Genomic DNA, 17,282 nt, shown 5'->3' on the forward strand with positions numbered 1-17,282 from the left:
AGTAATAAACTATTCGGTTCATCTCATTTCATTGACTCGGCAACGTACCGATCAGCCTTAGTAACGTTTCCTATACTGCCGTCAACCTATCAACCCGACTTAACCGCTCCTTTCTATGGCCACTTTGCCGCGTTGCCGATATGTATATGTGTGGGTTGGGCTTTGGTCGCTATTGACTAAGGAGTTATGCAATGCCTTTCAGAAGTCATCGCGCAAGTTGCAAGCGATTGATCGGCAGAGTTTACTCCAGCCAAAACCGAATACGCTGAAAAGGCTTTTCTTGGTAATCGGAATGGTTTTAGGCTTAGCCGAACCAGCTTTTGCGCAACTGACATTAAATAAACCCCTGGACCAGATACAAACTCAGTATCGCAATCTTAAATCGGGTGACAAACAGGTGGAATTTGCCCTGCAAATGGCCATTTATTACATGTTTAAAAATGAAGCAACACGATTTGATATTGACAGTGCTTTTACATTTATCAAACGAGCCGAGGAAGAAAGCATTAAGCTCCGTTCCCTAAAATGGCGAGAAGAAATACGCTACTTTTTGGGTGAGTATTATTGTAAAATAGGCGATATGAAGCGAGGGGAATTTTATTTTTTACAGTTAAAAACCTCCATTAATAAGATAAGGCCTGTTGAGAATCAAATAAAACTTTGGCACCGGATCGCTTTTTTTCTGCCAAAAAGAGATACAACTGGGCTGACAAAGGAAAATTGTTTTGAACAAATAGCTGCTTTATACCAGCGATTGAACAACCCGGTGAAAGTTTTAGAGACTCAAGTTTATATTGCGGATGTCCACTTGATGCAGGATAAATTTGATCTGGCTGAAAAAGAATTTTACCAGATACTCGCTAAGTATAAAGCAATTCATTTTCCAAACCTTCATTATGTGTATAACTACCTCTCTGTAATTAATAACCGGAGGGGTGACTATAAAAAATGCCTGCACTATTCACTGCTTTGCGTGGAAAGCATAGAAAAAACGGCCGACAAAACCGGTGCTGTCAATCTGTATAGCCGCTTAGCGAATATCTACCATGAATTAGGACAGGCAGAGAATTGCGTAATATATTACAGGAAAGTATTCAACTGCTCTATTTCGAATCCAGTTGACTTTTACACAGTTAGAGAAGCTGGCCTATTTGTTCGGGAATTACTTGCTCTACACAAGGCTAAAGAGGCATTCAATTTTATTAAAACATTTGCAAAAGATCATCCCCCTGCCGATTACTATGGAAAAGCTAGTTTAGCCAGAACATTAGCTTATTATTACAATAGTATTGGTAATCATTCATTAGGGGAGAAGTATACTAAACAGATGATTGAGTTCTCCAATTTTCTAGGAAAATTCAATGAGATCACAGGTGATGTTGAATATGATATTGGCTGTTATTATTACGATAGAAAAAGGTTTATCAGTGCAAGTACTCATTTCGAAAAAGCATTATTCGAAGCGCATCATGTCCATGCATTTACTACAATAAGAGATATTCAGCAAATGCTATTTAAGGCAGATTCAGCAAAGGGTGATTATCTATCGGCTATTACTCATTTGAATCAAGCACAATCGATCAATAAGGCCTTGTTTAATGAAGCCAAAAATAAGCAGATTCAGGAAGTACAGGTTAAATATGAAACAGCTAAAAAAGACTTAGATATTCGATTTTTAACTAAACAGGGGTTATTGCAGAAAACCCAGTTGCAGCAGGCCAATCAACTGAAAAATGTTACCTTATTCAGTATCGCTCTTTTATTACTCATTGTAGCCCTACTTTGTAATCGATACATCATTAAATTAAGGAATAGCCACCGATTAGAACGGCACCAAAAAGAAATCAACGACAAAAATCAGTCGCTTCAGTCGCTGGTTAGCGAGAAAGAATGGCTTTTGAAAGAGCTTCACCACCGGGTCAAAAACAATCTGCAACTGACGATCAGCCTGCTGCATACCCAAAGCAAATACCTCTCCGACCAGGGTGCCATTCGGGCTATCGAGCAAAGTCAGCATCGGGTGCGCGCCATGGCGCTTATCCATCAGAAACTGTATCGCTCCGACAGTATATCGCAGGTCGATATGCCAACGTATATCCGCGAGGTAGTCGAGCAACTGGAGGAATCGTTTAATCAAAACGAGCAGATCACCTTCCACTACCAGTTGTCTCCTCTGGAACTGGACGTCTCGCAGGCAATTCCGCTGGGTCTGATCATCACCGAAGCCATTACCAACGCCCTAAAATACGCCTTTCCTGCGGAGTACCGGCCTAATGGGCAAAGGGGGACAATAAGCCTGTCGTTGACCGACATAGACGCCGATAAGTACCAGTTGGTAGTTCAGGATGATGGAGTAGGTTTGCCGGCGGATGTGGATCTTCGCCGTCAGGGCTCTATGGGGGCAAATATCATGCGTCGCCTGACAAAACAGTTGGGGGGTATATTACAGGTTGAAAATAGAGGGGGTGTCCGAATATCCGTTTTATTTCCGCTAATCAAAATTCAGTCGCATCATGCCCACCTCAACTAATCCCGCCGTTGCGGCAAAAAAGATGAATCCGGTCGCCCGGGTGCTGATTGTAGAGGATGAACTGCTCATTGCCGACAACCTGGAAGATATACTCCTGGAAGCTGGTTATACAGTCGTCGGTATTGCCGTCAGCGTACAGGAAGCCCAGGAACTTCTCGTTGAACATCAGCCGGATCTGGTATTGCTGGATATTTACCTGAAGGGTGGCGAAACGAGCCTCGAGTTCGCTCGTACGTTGGGAGGGCAGCATATTCCGTTCATTTATATTTCGGCCAACGCGAATGATAGCGTTCTGGACAAAATAAAAGCAACGCAGCCGTACGGGTACATTGTCAAACCCTTTCGTACGAAGGACATCCTCTATACGCTGGAAATCGCTTTCTATCGCCACGCCCACAGTTTGGAGCAGAAGCTTCGGGAGGAAAAAATGCTTCAGATCGCGCTGACGAATGCCCTGTCTGAACCCGGCGACTGGACACAGAGGCTGCTAAATGTAGCGACCTACCTTCAGCCTTTTATCCCGTTCGACTTCCTTACGCTTAGCCTTGATGAAGCAAAAGCTACCCGGTCCTACAGTTTCTTCAGAATCGGCCCGAACGAGTATCAAACCATTCATCCGGCTGATTTTCTACGAATGACGGGCCTGACGGCGCAGAAGTACGACCAGTTACGGGCAGACCTGCCGCCCCTTGCCGGTCTTATCCTGCTTACCGGGAATGAGTACGCAGCGTTTTGTCAACGCTTTCGTTTACAGCAGATTATTGCCAGGACGTTCTCTCTGCAAGCTGGTTTGCTAGCCACCATTGCCACAACGCAGGGAAGCCTCTTTACCGTCTCTTTTTATAGCCGCCAGCCGGATGCCTACCTTCCCGACCACGTATCGCTGCTGGAGCGCCTGCAGCAATCGGTCAGGCTTACGCTGGAGCGCCTGCTGGCTTTCGATGAGATTGCCCGTCTGAATGAGCAATTAGGCCGGGAGAATAAGTATTTACAGGAAGAAGTAAAAACGACTGCCAGCTTTAATGAGATTGTAGGAACAAGCCCTAACCTGCAGCAGGTGTTCCAGCAGGTCGAGAAGGTGGCCCCCACCGATGCTACGGTACTTCTGACGGGTGAAAGCGGTACGGGAAAAGAGTTGTTTGCCCGCGCTGTTCATAGCTTATCGTCCCGAAAAGATAAGCTGCTGGTCAAAGTCAATTGCGCGACGCTGCCCGCAAACCTGATCGAATCGGAGTTGTTCGGGCACGAAAAAGGGGCTTTTACGGGCGCAACTGAACGGCGAATCGGGAAGTTCGAACTGGCGCATCAGGGTACCATCTTTTTGGATGAAATTGGTGAAATGCCGCTGGAGTTGCAGACGAAGCTCCTGCGCGTATTACAGGAAAAAGAATTCGAACGATTAGGCGGCAAAGGAACCATTCAATCCAATGTACGGGTGATTGCCGCCACAAACCGGCATTTAGAAAAGGAAGTAGCCGAGGGGCGTTTCCGTCTTGACTTATATTATCGGCTGAGTGTGTTTCCAATCCTGTTACCCGCCTTACGGGAAAGGCAGGGAGATATCCCCCTGTTAGCTTATTTCTTTGCCCGAAAGTATAGCCAGAAAATGGGAAAAGCTTACCAGGGAATCAGTGAAGCAACCCTGGCGGAACTCCTCCGCTACACCTGGCCAGGCAATATCCGGGAGCTGGAGAATATTATTGAGCAGGCTGTTATCATCAGCGATGGCCGTGGTCCGCTCACGCTGGGCCGGTCGCTGGCCAGCAACTGGATTATCAATAGCCCACTTGCCAGCCAACCAGTAAACAATTCGCTCATTACACAGCCTAATCCGATTTCATCGGTAGCTGAACCAAAGACATTGTCTGACGTAAAGAACAGGCATGAACAAACCGAGCGTGATTATATCTTATCTATCCTCCAGCAAACGAACGGGAAAATTAGGGGCAAAGGAGGAGCCGCCGAGTTATTAGGTCTGAAACCCACCACGTTGGAATACCGTATGGAGAAATTGGGTATTAAAAAGTAACGCCTTAGTCTGAATTATTCGGAGGGTTTCGTGGATGATTTTTGTTAATAGCTCCCTCTTGACATAAAACTCACTACCGACAAAATACAAGTTGAGTGAAAAGTGACATCGGTTGTCCGATCAAACGCTCAATTCTAAAGGGTCATGGCTAAAAAGGAGTGGGACACGGCCGGGGAAAATCAGGTAGTGAACCGCTGTTGTGGTTCGTTCACGCAAATCACTTTAATTAGGTATAGTTGGCAACATCCGCGCTCCTTTTTCAGGAACCATCTCTACAAAATAGTCTCAAGGTGGATAGCAGGCTACATGCGCAACCAATTGGATGATTCGACTAGCCTAAGCATGGGGCTACCTCTGACTAACCAGGAATCTGTAGAAAGTTAGTTACGTTGGCGGAATGACTGGCCGACATTAGGCCTAAACTCGGTGAATAACGTTTCTCAAAGCAGCCGCCCTTATAAAGAACGTTGCCATCCCAGGAATGGCTAGCTAACTAAACCCAACTCAGTTAGTAAAGCCAGGAAGGCTGATCTGAGCGCAAAAAGAGTAGCTTTGTTATAAATCTAATTACTCAACAAACAGGCGTTGCTTAGCTGTTTACACCCAGCCTGAAGGGATGAACATAAGCGAGTCATTTCGGAATGAGCGAACACATACCCGCTAGTATCCGCCTAGTATTTTTTCTGCTCATCAGCCTGACTTTATCAGGCGGTCTGCGGGCGCAGTCGTTTCAGTTACACCAACCCCAACTCATTACCGATCGCCAGGGACTCCCGCAGGCCTTTGTGGCGTCAATTCTTCAGGATAAACAGGGCTTCATCTGGGTCGCCACCCGCGATGGCTTGTGTCGCTACGACGGCCAGCGGTTCAAAGTCTTTCAACCCGACCCCGACGGGCGGCCCTCGATTTCCTTTGCCGGACTCAACCAACTTGAACTGGATCGGCACGGCCGGATCTGGATTGCTTCCGAGCGGGGAGATATCGATGTGTTCGACCCACGAACCGAGACCTTCACCAACATCTCCCGACTAGCTGCCTTTCGCCGAGTGGTCAAACCCGGCACTTCGTATGGTTTGCGCATTGACCGACGGGATCGGCTCTGGCTGACGGTTATTGGCCAGGGTGTCATTTACTGGGATGTGGCCAAAAAACAGGGGCAGTGGTTTCGGCACCATCCCCGGCAAGCTACCTCCATCGCTCACGATGTGGTGTATGATGTACGGGAAGGAACAGATGGGACCATCTGGCTAGCGACGTTAAACGGGCTCGACCGCTTTGAGGAAGCCACCCACCAGTTTACCCACATTCGACACCAGCAGGGCCAAGCCCAGTCGCTGCCCGAAGATTCGTTAAGCGCCATTCGGCTTCGACCGAACGGCGAACTGATGCTCTTCTCCCGGCATTACCTGACCCTATTACAGCCCCGTACGGGCCAGGTGCGAGCCTATCGATTACCCGCCCAGGGGAACGAATGGCTAGGCGTTCATACTGCCATCGACCGGCAGGGAGCGGTGTATTTCGATCAGAATAACATCCTGTTCCGATTCACCGACCAGCAGGGCGTTCAGGTCGTAGCTCACTGGAGCCAGCCCAACCATGGCTGTAGCAGTTTGTTCATCGATCGAACCAATGTCTTATGGGTAGGCACCGATGGGGCGGGTATCAAAACCTACGATCTGCAGCCGAGCCCGTTTCAGAAGCGCCCTTACCACCGGAGCTTTTATCAGGATCTGCTCACCCGCGATTCGCTGGGGCTACCCCCGGTTTCCTCAGTGGTGCTGGCTGCCCTGACAGGGTCGACCGACTATAATTTTCGCTCGACTTTCGATCGGGCGGGCCGTTTCTGGTTCAATGTAGGCACATCGGATCTGTATCGGCTGGATCGGAAAACGGGTCAGGCTGAGCATTTCCCCTTGCCCGTCCGCTTGCGTCGGGATAGGAAATACATTATTCCTTATCCCATGACCACCGATCCCCAGGGTCAGGTCTGGGCGCTGCATGATACAACAGCGTTCTGGTTCGATGAGGCCACGCAGCGCTGGCACCGGTTTCAATACCCAATTCCCACCAACCAATCGTCGGGGCCTATTACAGAAGTGGTGGTCGATGAGCAGGCGCTCTGGCTGGCCAGTCAGGTAGGCGGACTCTGGCGGCTCGATCGCCACACGGGCCAGGTCCGCCAATTTGTCCACCGGCCCGGCGATGCCACCTCGTTGAGCAACAATTCGCTCTACTGCCTGTCGGCCGATCCAACCGATGCCAATCGGTTGTGGATCGGCACCTTCGGCAGTGGGTTGTGTCTGTTCGATAAACGAACGGGGCGGTTTCGCCGGTTTACCCAGGCTAACGGACTGCCCAACAATGTCGTCTACTCGGCCCTGCCCGACCGCTATGGGTATTTGTGGGTGGGTACCAACAAGGGGTTATGCCGAATGAACCGCCGGAGCTTTACCACCCAGACCTTTACGCGGGATGACGGCATCATGGCCGATGAGTTTAACCGCAACCACTACATCCAGTTCCCGGAGGGTAACATTCTGCTGGGCGGATTAGAAGGGTTTACTTTGTTCAATCCCCGGCAGATTCGTCAGGATACGGTTGCGCCCGTCGTCGAACTGACTGAACTTCAGGTAAATAATCAACTCATTCAGCCCAATCAGCCAGGACCCGACGGCACGGACGCCCCCACGTCTGCCAACCGATCTGTGCCGGGAACCTCCGTTCAGGGAACTTCCGTGCTGGGCTTCTTACCCATTCAGGCAACCGATCAGCTCACCCTGGCCCATAATCAGAATTACCTGACCGTTGGCTTTGCTGCCCTGCAATTCAATCAACCCGCTACAAATCGGTACCGCTACCGCCTGGAAGGCCTGGAAGACACCTGGAAGGAGACGGCCCGGCCCGAGGCTGTTTATACCAGCCTGCCACCGGGCGAGTATGTCCTGTTGCTCAATGCATCCAACACCTCAGGAACCTGGAGCCGATACGTGCGTAAGCTGGCCCTTACCATTCAGCCGCCCTTCTGGGCCACCTGGTGGGCTATACTGCTGTATTGCCTGATCGGCCTGGGCCTGGCCTGGGGTCTACTCCAGGTTTATCTGAATCGAATCCGACTCAACCAGACCATTCAGCTCCGCCAACAGGAAGCCGACCAGCTTCGGGCCGTCGATACGATCAAGACCAACTTCTTTACCAACATCACCCACGAGTTTCGGACGCCTTTAACGCTGATCCTCGGGCCCACCGAACAGCTAATTCGCCAGGATGTTGAGCCCCTAAACCGCCGACGTTTATTACAAACGATCGAACAGAATGCGCACCAACTGCTGGGTCTGATCAATCAACTGCTGGATCTCTCCAAGCTGGAAGCCAGCGTGATGCCCATTCACGAGTCGCGCGGGGATCTGACCGAATTTATCCGGCACTGGCTGAACCCCTTAACCGACCAGGCCACCACGCAGGGCCTTCGCCTGACGTTTACCTCGGACGTATCGGGCGACTACTGGTTCGACGCCGAAAAGCTCGAACGGATTGTGTATAACCTGACGGCCAACGCCCTGAAGTTCACCCAAGCCGGCACCATTAGTGTAACGCTGACGGAAGCTTCGGGGCGAATTCGGTTAACCGTTGCCGATACGGGCGTTGGCATTGCGGCCCGGCACCTGCCCCATATTTTCGACCGCTTTTATCAAGTCGGGCCGCGTTCGGTCGGTGATACGACGGATCGGGTATCGCCCTGGGGCGTCGGAACCGGCCAGAGTAGGACCGGTTCAGATCGGGGTACAACAGCTGCGCCCGGCACAGGGATCGGTCTGGCGCTGGTGCAGGAACTAGTTCAATTACAGGGAGGGCACATTTTGGTCGAGAGCCAGCTCGGCCAGGGGACTACTTTTCTGGTTGAGTTGCCTTACAGGAAGGCCGAGGGTATAGGGCAGGATGCAGCAGAGCCGGTAGACCCTGAGGGTAAGGATGTCGACCCGTCGAACCGCGACCCATCGGACCACCTCAGTCCGGCTTCCCATGCTGACTTACTCGTCGTGGAAGACAATGATGAATTAGCCCGCTTTATTATTGACAGTCTGCCACGTGACTACCGCATTCGCCGGGCTGTCAACGGACTCGATGGGCTTAAAAAAGCGCTGGAACACCTGCCCGATCTGATCCTCTCCGATGTGATGATGCCCCTGATGGACGGCCTGACGCTCTGCCATCAGTTGAAAACCGACCTGCGCACCAGCCATATCCCCGTTATTCTGCTGACTGCCAAATCGTCGGTGGAGAATCGCCTGGCGGGTCTCTCACTGGGGGCCGATGACTACCTGACCAAGCCCTTTCAGATTACCGAACTGCAACTGCGGGTGCGTAATCAGCTGGTGAGTAAACAGCGCCAGCGGGAGTGGGTGCAGGCCAGTCTGCGGAATCCCGACCCGGCTTCTCCTCCGCCATCTCCCGAATCGACCGACCCGTTCCTGACCCGCCTATATGCCCTCTTCGATGCCAACCTGAGCGACGCCAATTTCGGACTAGACCAGCTGATAGGCGAACTGGGCCTGAGCCGCACTACCCTGTTCCGCAAAGTGAAAGCGCTGACGGGACTAACGGCCCACGAGCTGCTGCGCAACTACCGCCTGAAACAAGCGACCCAACTGCTACGCTCGGGCGTCTCGGTGAGTGAGACGGCCTATCAGGTTGGCTTCGAGAGTGCGGCCTACTTCAGCAAGTGCTTTCGGGAGCTCTACCAGGTGAGCCCCAGTGCGATGATGACCCAAGGTTGATCAGTCATCTTTCCCTCTTGTTTTCTGGTGATTTGGCCCAAAATGGATCATTTGTTATCCTATTTGGATCATTTGTTATCGTCTGACGGGGTACTGGCTGCCTACTTTTGAGTCGGTCCTGGAAGGAAAGACACCGGTCTGATTCAGCTACTCGGGTGGCGGTTGCTGACCTGCGTTATACCCTCCGGCTTGACCATACCTACTCAAGTAATCTACGCGTATGAACCACAACTATTATCGACTGGGGCTGCTGCTGGCCCTGTGGCCCCTGGTCCAGCTGGCCCTGGGCCAAGGTCTGACCCTCAGCGGGTTCAGTCCGTTCCCAAACGCCCCCTCGGCGCCCCAGACCACCAATGTGACCCTGCTCTTCAATCAGGGGCTCAATAATAATGCCGCCACGCTGGGGGGCTTACGGGTGTTCAGCGCCCAGCGGGGTGGCCTGCTGCGCAACGGGCCGGGAGGAACCGCCAGTGTGAGCGGCAGCACGTTCAACTTCAACCCGACGACCAACTTCAAACCCGGGGAGACCGTGTTCGTCACCAGTACGACGGCTATCCAGAGCACCACGGGTGCTCGGCTGAGCCGGGGTTATGTCTACGGGTTCACCACCGGGGTGGGGGGCACGGGACAGGGCAACTTCACCACCCCGGCCACCAACCCGGACCCTGGCGTAGGGAATTATCCCGCCAGCGTGGCGGTAGGAGATTTGGATGGGGACGGCGATCTGGACCTGCTCTGCGCGAATGCCAGCAGCGCTAATGTGAGTGTGCGGCTTAACAATGGGTCGGGCAACTTCACCCCCCCGGCCATTAACCCGGAGCTTGGGGTAGGCAGTTCTCCCGCCAGCGTGGCGGTAGGGGATGTGGATGGGGACGGCGATCTGGACTTTGTAACCGCTAATAGTGGCAGCGACAACGTGAGTGTACGGCTCAATGATGGGTCGGGCCACTTTACCGCTCCCGCTACTAACCCGGAGCCTGGGGTCGGGGATGCTCCCCTCAGCGTAGCGCTGGGGGATGTAGATGGGGACGGGGACCTGGACCTGCTGACCGCGAATCGGGGCAACAACACGGTGAGTGTACGGCTCAACAATGGGTCGGGCAACTTCACCCCCCCGGCCACCAACCCGGAACTTGGTTTAGGGGGGGGACCCAACAGCATAACGCTGGGGGATGTGGATAGAGACGGTGATCTGGACGTTGTGAACACGTATGGGGGCAACAGCAACACGGTGACTGTTCGGCTCAACGATGGGTCGGGCCACTTCACCGCTCCGGCTAACCCTAACCCGCCGGTAGGGGCTGGTCCCCGCAGCGTGGCGCTGGGGGATTTGGATGGGGATAGGGATCTGGACTTGGTGACGGCTAATGCTGGTAATAACACGGTAAGTGTACGGCTCAATGATGGGTCGGGCTACTTCACTGAATCGGTCAACCCGGAACTTGGGGTACAGGGGGGACCCTCCAGCATAGCGCTGGGGGATGTGGATGGGGACGGGGATCTGGACCTGCTCACCGCGAATGCTAACACGGGTGACGTGAGTGTGCGACTCAATAACGGGTCAGGTAATTTCACCCGCCCGGTGGTCAACGCTAACCCTACTATAGGGGATGTGTATGGTCCCTCCAGCATAGCGCTGGGGGATGTGGATGGGGATGGCGATCTGGACTTTGTGACCGCTAATAGTTATATTGACAAGGTGAGTGTGCGGCTCAACGGCCTCTTTCCCCTCACCCTGTCCGGGCTGACCAACAACGGCCCCATCTGTGCGGGCCAACCGATCTCCTTTCAAGCTACCCTGGGCTACCTCAGCGGCAGCTACAGCTATACCCTCTCGGGTGGCAGCAACACCACCACCGGCACAGCTACCGCGTCGGCCTTTAATCAGCCCCTGGCTGCCAGGGGCTCGGGCGTGCAGAGTTTCACCCTGACGGTCAGCAACCAGGGACGAGTCGCCACCGCCACCACGAATGTGACCGTTACCCAATGCCTCATCAGTACCGGACTCAATCCCGTTCGCAACGCCCCCTCGGCGCCCCAGACCACCAATGTGGGCCTGACCTTCAATCAGTCGCTGAGCAACAATGCCGCCACGCTGGGGGGCGTACGGGTGTTCAGCGCCCAGCGGGGTGGCCTGCTGCGCAACAGCCAGGGGGGCAGCGCCAGTGTGAGCGGCAGCACGCTCAGCTTCAACCCGGCGACCAACTTCAAACCCGGGGAGACCGTGTTTGTCACCAGTACGACGGCCATCCAGAGCGCGGAGGGGAGTACGGCCCTTCGTCAGGTCTACGGGTTCACCACCGGGGTGGGCGGCACGGGTCGGGGCTACTTCACGCCCCCGGCGGTCAACCCCAACCCGGGGGTGGGAGACACGCCCTTCAGTGTGGCGGTAGGGGATGTAGATGGTGATGGGGATCTGGACCTGCTCACCGCGAATCGGGGCAACAACACGGTGAGTGTGCGGCTCAACGACGGCTCGGGTAACTACACCGCCCCAGCCACCAACCCCAATCCGGGGGTCGGCAATGGTCCCCGTAGCGTGGCATTGGGGGATGTGGATGGAGACGGGGATCTGGACCTAGTAACCGCGAATGAGTTGAGTAGCACCGCCAGTGTGCGGCTCAACAACGGCTCGGGTAACTTCACCGCCCCGGCCACCAACCCCAATCCGGGGGTCGGCAATGCTCCCGTCGGCGTGGCGTTAGGGGACGTGGACGGCGATGGGGATCTGGACCTGCTCACTGTTAACTATAACAGCGACAACGTGAGTGTACGGCTCAACGACGGCTCGGGTAACTTCACCGCTCCAGCCATTAACCCTAACCCGGGGGTCGGAGATTATCCCCAAAGCGTGGCGTTGGGGGATGTGGACGGGGATGGCGATCTGGACCTGGTGACGGCGAATTATAACCCTAACACGGTGAGTGTGCGGCTCAACGACGGGTCAGGCAATTTCACGGCCCCGACCACCAACCCGGAGCCTAGTGTCGGGAGTGGAGCCAACAGCGTGGCGCTGGGCGATGTGGATGGGGATGGCGATCTGGACCTGCTGTGCGCGAATCGGGGTAGCAACACGGTGAGTGTGCGGCTCAACGACGGCTCGGGCAACTTCACCGCTCCGGCCACCAACCCCAACCCGGGGGTAGGTAGCGCTCCCTATAACGTGGTACTGGGGGATGTAGACGGGGACAGCGATTTAGATATGCTGACCGCTAATGGTGTCAGCAACAATGTAAGTGTGCGGCTCAACGACGGATCGGGTAACTTCACCGCCCCGGCCCTCAACCCGGAGCTTGGGGTCGGGAGTGCTCCCTACAGCGTGGCAGCAGGGGATGTGGATGGAGACGGGGATTTAGATCTGCTCAGCGCGAATGGGGTCGGCGACAACGTGAGTGTGCGGCTCAATGGGCCAATCCCCCTCACCCTGATTGGGGTGTCGGCCAGCTCCAACCCCGTCTGTACGGGTCAACCCTTCTCGGTGACGGCCAGCGTGGGTAACCTTGCCGCCAGCTACAGTTATACCCTCTCGAACGGCAGCAACACCATCAGCGGCTCGGCCACCACCCCCACCTTTAGTCGGAGCCTGACAGCGGGCGGTTCGGGGGTGCAGACCTTCACCCTGACGATCAGCAGCCAGGGGCAAGTCGTCACGGCTACCACGGAGGTGACGGTTACCCAATGCATTGCCCTCACCGCGTTCAGTCCGGTTCGCAACGCCCGCTCGGCGCCCCAGACCACCGATGTGTCCCTGACCTTCAATCAGGGGCTCAATAATAATGCCGCCACGCTGGGGGGTGTACGGGTGTTCAGCGCCCAGCGGGGCGGTCTGCTGCGCAACGGGCCGGGAGGCAGCGCCAGCGTGAGCGGCAACACGCTCAGCTTCAATCCGGCGACCGACTTCAACCCCGGGGAGACCGTGTTTGTCACCAGCACGACGGCTATCCAGAGCACGGGTGGGGGGCGGCTGATCCGGGGTCAGGTCTACGGGTTCACCACTGGGGTGGGCGGCACGGGTCGGGGCAACTTCACCCCCCTGGCGGCTAACCCCAACCCTGAGGCCGGGAATGGCTCCCGCAGCGTGGCGGTAGGGGATGTGGATGGGGACGGGGATCTGGACGTTGTAACCGCTAATCGGGGCAGCAACACGGTGAGTGTACGACTCAACGATGGGTCGGGCAACTTCATTCCTCCAGCCACCAACCCCAACCCGGGGGTAGGTAGCGCTCCCTATAACGTGGTACTGGGGGATGTGGATGGGGATGGCGATCTGGATATGCTCTGCGCGAATCAGGGCTACAGCAACGTGAGTGTACGGCTCAACGACGGGTTGGGTAACTTCACCCCCCCGGCCACCAATCCGGAGCCTGTGGTAGGGAACGGCCCCGTCAGCGTGGCGTTGGGGGATGTGGATGGGGATGGCGATCTGGACTTTGTGACGGCTAATGCTACCAGCGACAACGTGAGTGTGCGGCTCAATGATGGGTCGGGCAACTTCACCCCCCCGGCCATCAACCCCAACCCTGGGGTAGGGGATCTTCCCGTCAGCGTGGCGTTGGGGGATGTGGATGGAGACGGCGATCTGGACTTTGTGACGGCGAATCAGTTCAGCGACAACGTGAGTGTGCGGCTCAACGACGGCTCGGGCAACTTCATTCTCCCGGCGGTTAACCCCAACCCGGGGGTCGGGGTTGATCCCTACAGCGTGGCGTTGGGGGATGTGGATGGAGACGGCGATCTGGATTTTGTGGTCGCTAATCAGAACAGCAACACGGTGAGTGTACGGCTCAACAACGGGTCGGGCAACTTCACCCCCCCGGCCATCAACCCCAACCCTGGCGTAGGGAATTATCCCGCCAGCGTGGCGTTGGGGGATGTGGATGGGGACGGCGATCTGGACCTGCTCTGCGCGAATGCCAACAGCGGCACGGTGAGTGTGCGGCTCAATGACGGCTCGGGTAATTTCACCCCCCCGGCCATCAACCCCAACCCTGGCGTAGCGGGTTTCCCCTCCAGTATGGCGTTGGGGGATGTGGACGGCGATGGCGATCTGGACTTTCTGACCACTAGTTATAACAGTAACAACGTGAGTGTGCAGCTCAACGAGGGGCTTACCCTTACCCTCACCGGCCTGCCGTCGGCCAGTCCCAACCCCGTCTGTACGGGTCAACCCTTCTCGGTGACGGCCAGCGTGAGTAACGGCAGCTACAGCTACACGCTCACCAATGGCAGCAGCACCACCCTCAGCGGCACGGCCACCAGTTCGGCCTTTAGTCAGAGCCTGACAGCCAGTGGCTCAGGGGTGCAGACCTTTACCCTGACGGTCAGCAGCGGAGGGCTAGTCGCCACCGCCACCACCTCCGTGACGGTTATCCAATGCTTTGTTCTCACCGCGTCCAATCCGGTTCCCAACGCCCGCTCGGCACCCCAGACCACCAATGTGGATCTGACCTTTGACCAGTCACTGAGCGCCAGCCCCGCCAGTCTGGGGGGTGTTCGGGTATTCAGCGCCCAGCGGGGCGGTTTGCTGCGCAACGGGCAGGGGGGCAGCGCCAGCGTGAGCGGCAGTACGCTCAGCTTCAACCCGGCGACCAATTTCAAACCCGGCGAGACGGTGTTTGTCACCAGCACGACGGCCATCCAGAGCACGGGTGGGGGTCGGCTGATCCGGAGTCAGGTCTATGGGTTCACCACTGGGGTGGGCGGCACGGGTCGGGGCAACTTCACCGCCCCGGTGGTCAACCCGGAGTCTGGCGTAGGGGGTAATCCCCTCAGCGTGGCGGTAGGGGATGTGGATGGGGACGGCGATCTGGACCTGCTCACCGCGAATGCCAGCAGCGCCAGCGTGAGTGTGCGGCTCAATGATGGGTCGGGCAACTTCACCGCCCTGACCTTCAGCCTTGGAGTAGGGGATGCTCCCGCCGGCGTGGCGCTGGGGGATGTGGATGGGGACGGGGATCTGGACTTCGCAACCGCTAATTATAACAGCGACAATGTAAGTGTACGGCTCAATGATGGGTTGGGCAACTTCACCGCTCCAGCCATCAACCCAGAGACTGGCGTAGGGGATAGTCCCCGCAGCGTAGCGTTAAGGGATGTGGACGGAGACGGCGATCTGGACTTACTTACTACTAATGCTAGCAGCAACAACGTAAGTATACGGCTCAACGACGGCTCGGGCAACTTCACCGCCCCAGCCATCAACCCCAATCCTGGCGTAGGAAATAATCCCCGAAGCATAGCGGTAGGGGATGTGGATAGAGACGGCGATCTGGACTTTGTGACCGCTAATCAGTTCAGCTCCAGCGTGAGTGTGCGGCTCAACGACGGGTCGGGCCACTTCACCGCCCCGGCCACCAACCCCAATCCGGGGGTCGGTAATTCTCCCAACAGCGTAGCGTTGGGGGATGTGGATGGGGACGGGGATCTAGACCTGCTCACCGCGAATGGTGGAAGCAGCAACGTGAGTGTACGGCTCAACGACGGGTCGGGCCACTTCACCGCCCCGGCCACCAACCCCGATCCTGGGGTAGGAAGTGCTCCCACTGACGTGGCTTTAGGGGACGTGGATGGAGACGGGGATCTAGACTTTCTCTGCACTAATGCGAATAGCAGCAACGTGAGTGTGCGGCTCAACGACGGGTCGGGCAACTTCACCGCCCCGGCCACCAACCCCAATCCGGGGGTCGGGAGTGCTTCCTACAGCGTGGCGTTGGGGGATGTGGATGGAGATGGCGATTTGGACCTGTTAACCGCTAATTATAACAGCGCCAGCGTGAGTGTGCGGCTCAATGGGGGGGCTCCTTTGACTCTCACCTTGTCTAGCCTGTCGGCCAGCCCTAACCCTATCTGTGGAGGTCAACCCCTCACGGTGACGGCCAGTGTGGGCAATCTCACTACCAGCTACAGCTACACCCTCTCCAACGGCAGCACCACCCTCAGCGGCTCGGCCACCACCCCCACCTTTAGTCAGAGCCTGACGGCCAGTGGCTCGGGCGTGCAGAACTTCACCCTGACGGTTAGCAGCGGAGGACAAGTGGCCACGGCCACCACCGCCGTCACGGTGACTGCTCCCCTCACGGCCAGTGTCTCCGCGTCCTCCACGACCGCCCTGGTCGGCCAGGTCGTTAGCCTGAGTGCCAGCGGTGCCGCCACCTACCAGTGGGCCGCCCCCGCTGGGGCCACCCTGAGCCTGCCCACCACGGGGGCCACCGTCTCAGCCACGCTGACCAGTGTTGGCACCCAAACCTTCACCCTCACCGCCAGCCAGGGCAGTTGCAGCCAGACACTGACGCTGGACGTGACGGCCATCCAACTGCCCGACCTGACGCTGGTGCTCTATGCCCGGCCCTCGACACTGACTGGCAGCAAGTCCATCAGTGTGGTGGTGGATGTGTTCGAGCTCAACGGGTTGCCCACCACCGCTCCGCTGACCCTGAAGATATCCAAAGATGCTAAGGTTAATCTAAGCCTGGATACGGGCCAAAGCAGTGTGGGGGGCATGCCGGTTCAGAACAGCCAGTGGCAGCTGAGTGGTCCCAGTGGCGGGTTCTACACCCTGACCAGCAGCGGGGTGCTGAACGGCACTAGCTTGTCGGTGGGTTTGACGGGCACGCTGTCGGCAGGTTCCTCGACGGGGGTGGTGACGGTGAGTGCGACGGTGGTGGGGGGCGACGAGGCCAGCCTGGACAACAACACTGATGCCGACAAGATCGAGTATTTTCAGCAGTAAGGCCCGCCAACCCGTCCGCCGGGACCATGAGCCTTGCGGACGGGTTGGGTTGTGTTCCTGGCAGGTGCCCACCGGTGTACCCCCACCGTAGCGTAGCGGCACCAGGGTTTACTACCGCCTTTTCTGGTGATTTGGCCCAGGATGGATCATTTGTTATCGTATTTGGATCATTTGTTATCGTCTGACGGGGTACTCACACCCTACTTTTGAGCCAGTCCC

At 56.2% G+C, this 17,282-nt stretch carries 4 protein-coding genes; all 4 read left to right on the forward strand.

Annotated features, from left to right (window positions below; translation table 11 throughout):
• The first annotated feature begins 115 nt into the window (after nt 1-115).
• The 4 genes from ACYVC2_RS14930 (at nt 116) to ACYVC2_RS14945 (ending at nt 17,063) form a co-directional block, all read left to right on the forward strand.
• Entirely contained in the window at nt 116-2,530 is a 2,415-nt protein-coding gene (locus ACYVC2_RS14930) for a sensor histidine kinase (RefSeq protein WP_461103250.1), read from the forward strand.
• Nucleotides 2,514-4,559: a sigma 54-interacting transcriptional regulator gene (locus ACYVC2_RS14935; protein WP_461103251.1), complete on the forward strand. Its 2,046-nt coding sequence runs from the start codon at nt 2,514-2,516 to the stop codon at nt 4,557-4,559. Before ACYVC2_RS14930 ends, ACYVC2_RS14935 begins: the two co-directional genes overlap by 17 nt.
• 641 nt (nt 4,560-5,200) lie before the next feature.
• Nucleotides 5,201-9,334 (forward strand): ATP-binding protein, encoded by a 4,134-nt coding sequence (locus ACYVC2_RS14940; RefSeq protein ID WP_461103252.1) that lies wholly within the window; start codon nt 5,201-5,203, stop codon nt 9,332-9,334.
• 220 nt (nt 9,335-9,554) lie between these two features.
• Entirely contained in the window at nt 9,555-17,063 is a 7,509-nt protein-coding gene (locus tag ACYVC2_RS14945) for a beta strand repeat-containing protein (protein ID WP_461103253.1), read from the forward strand.
• Nucleotides 17,064-17,282: the final 219 nt, after the last annotated feature.

This window comes from Spirosoma koreense, from assembly GCF_054777875.1.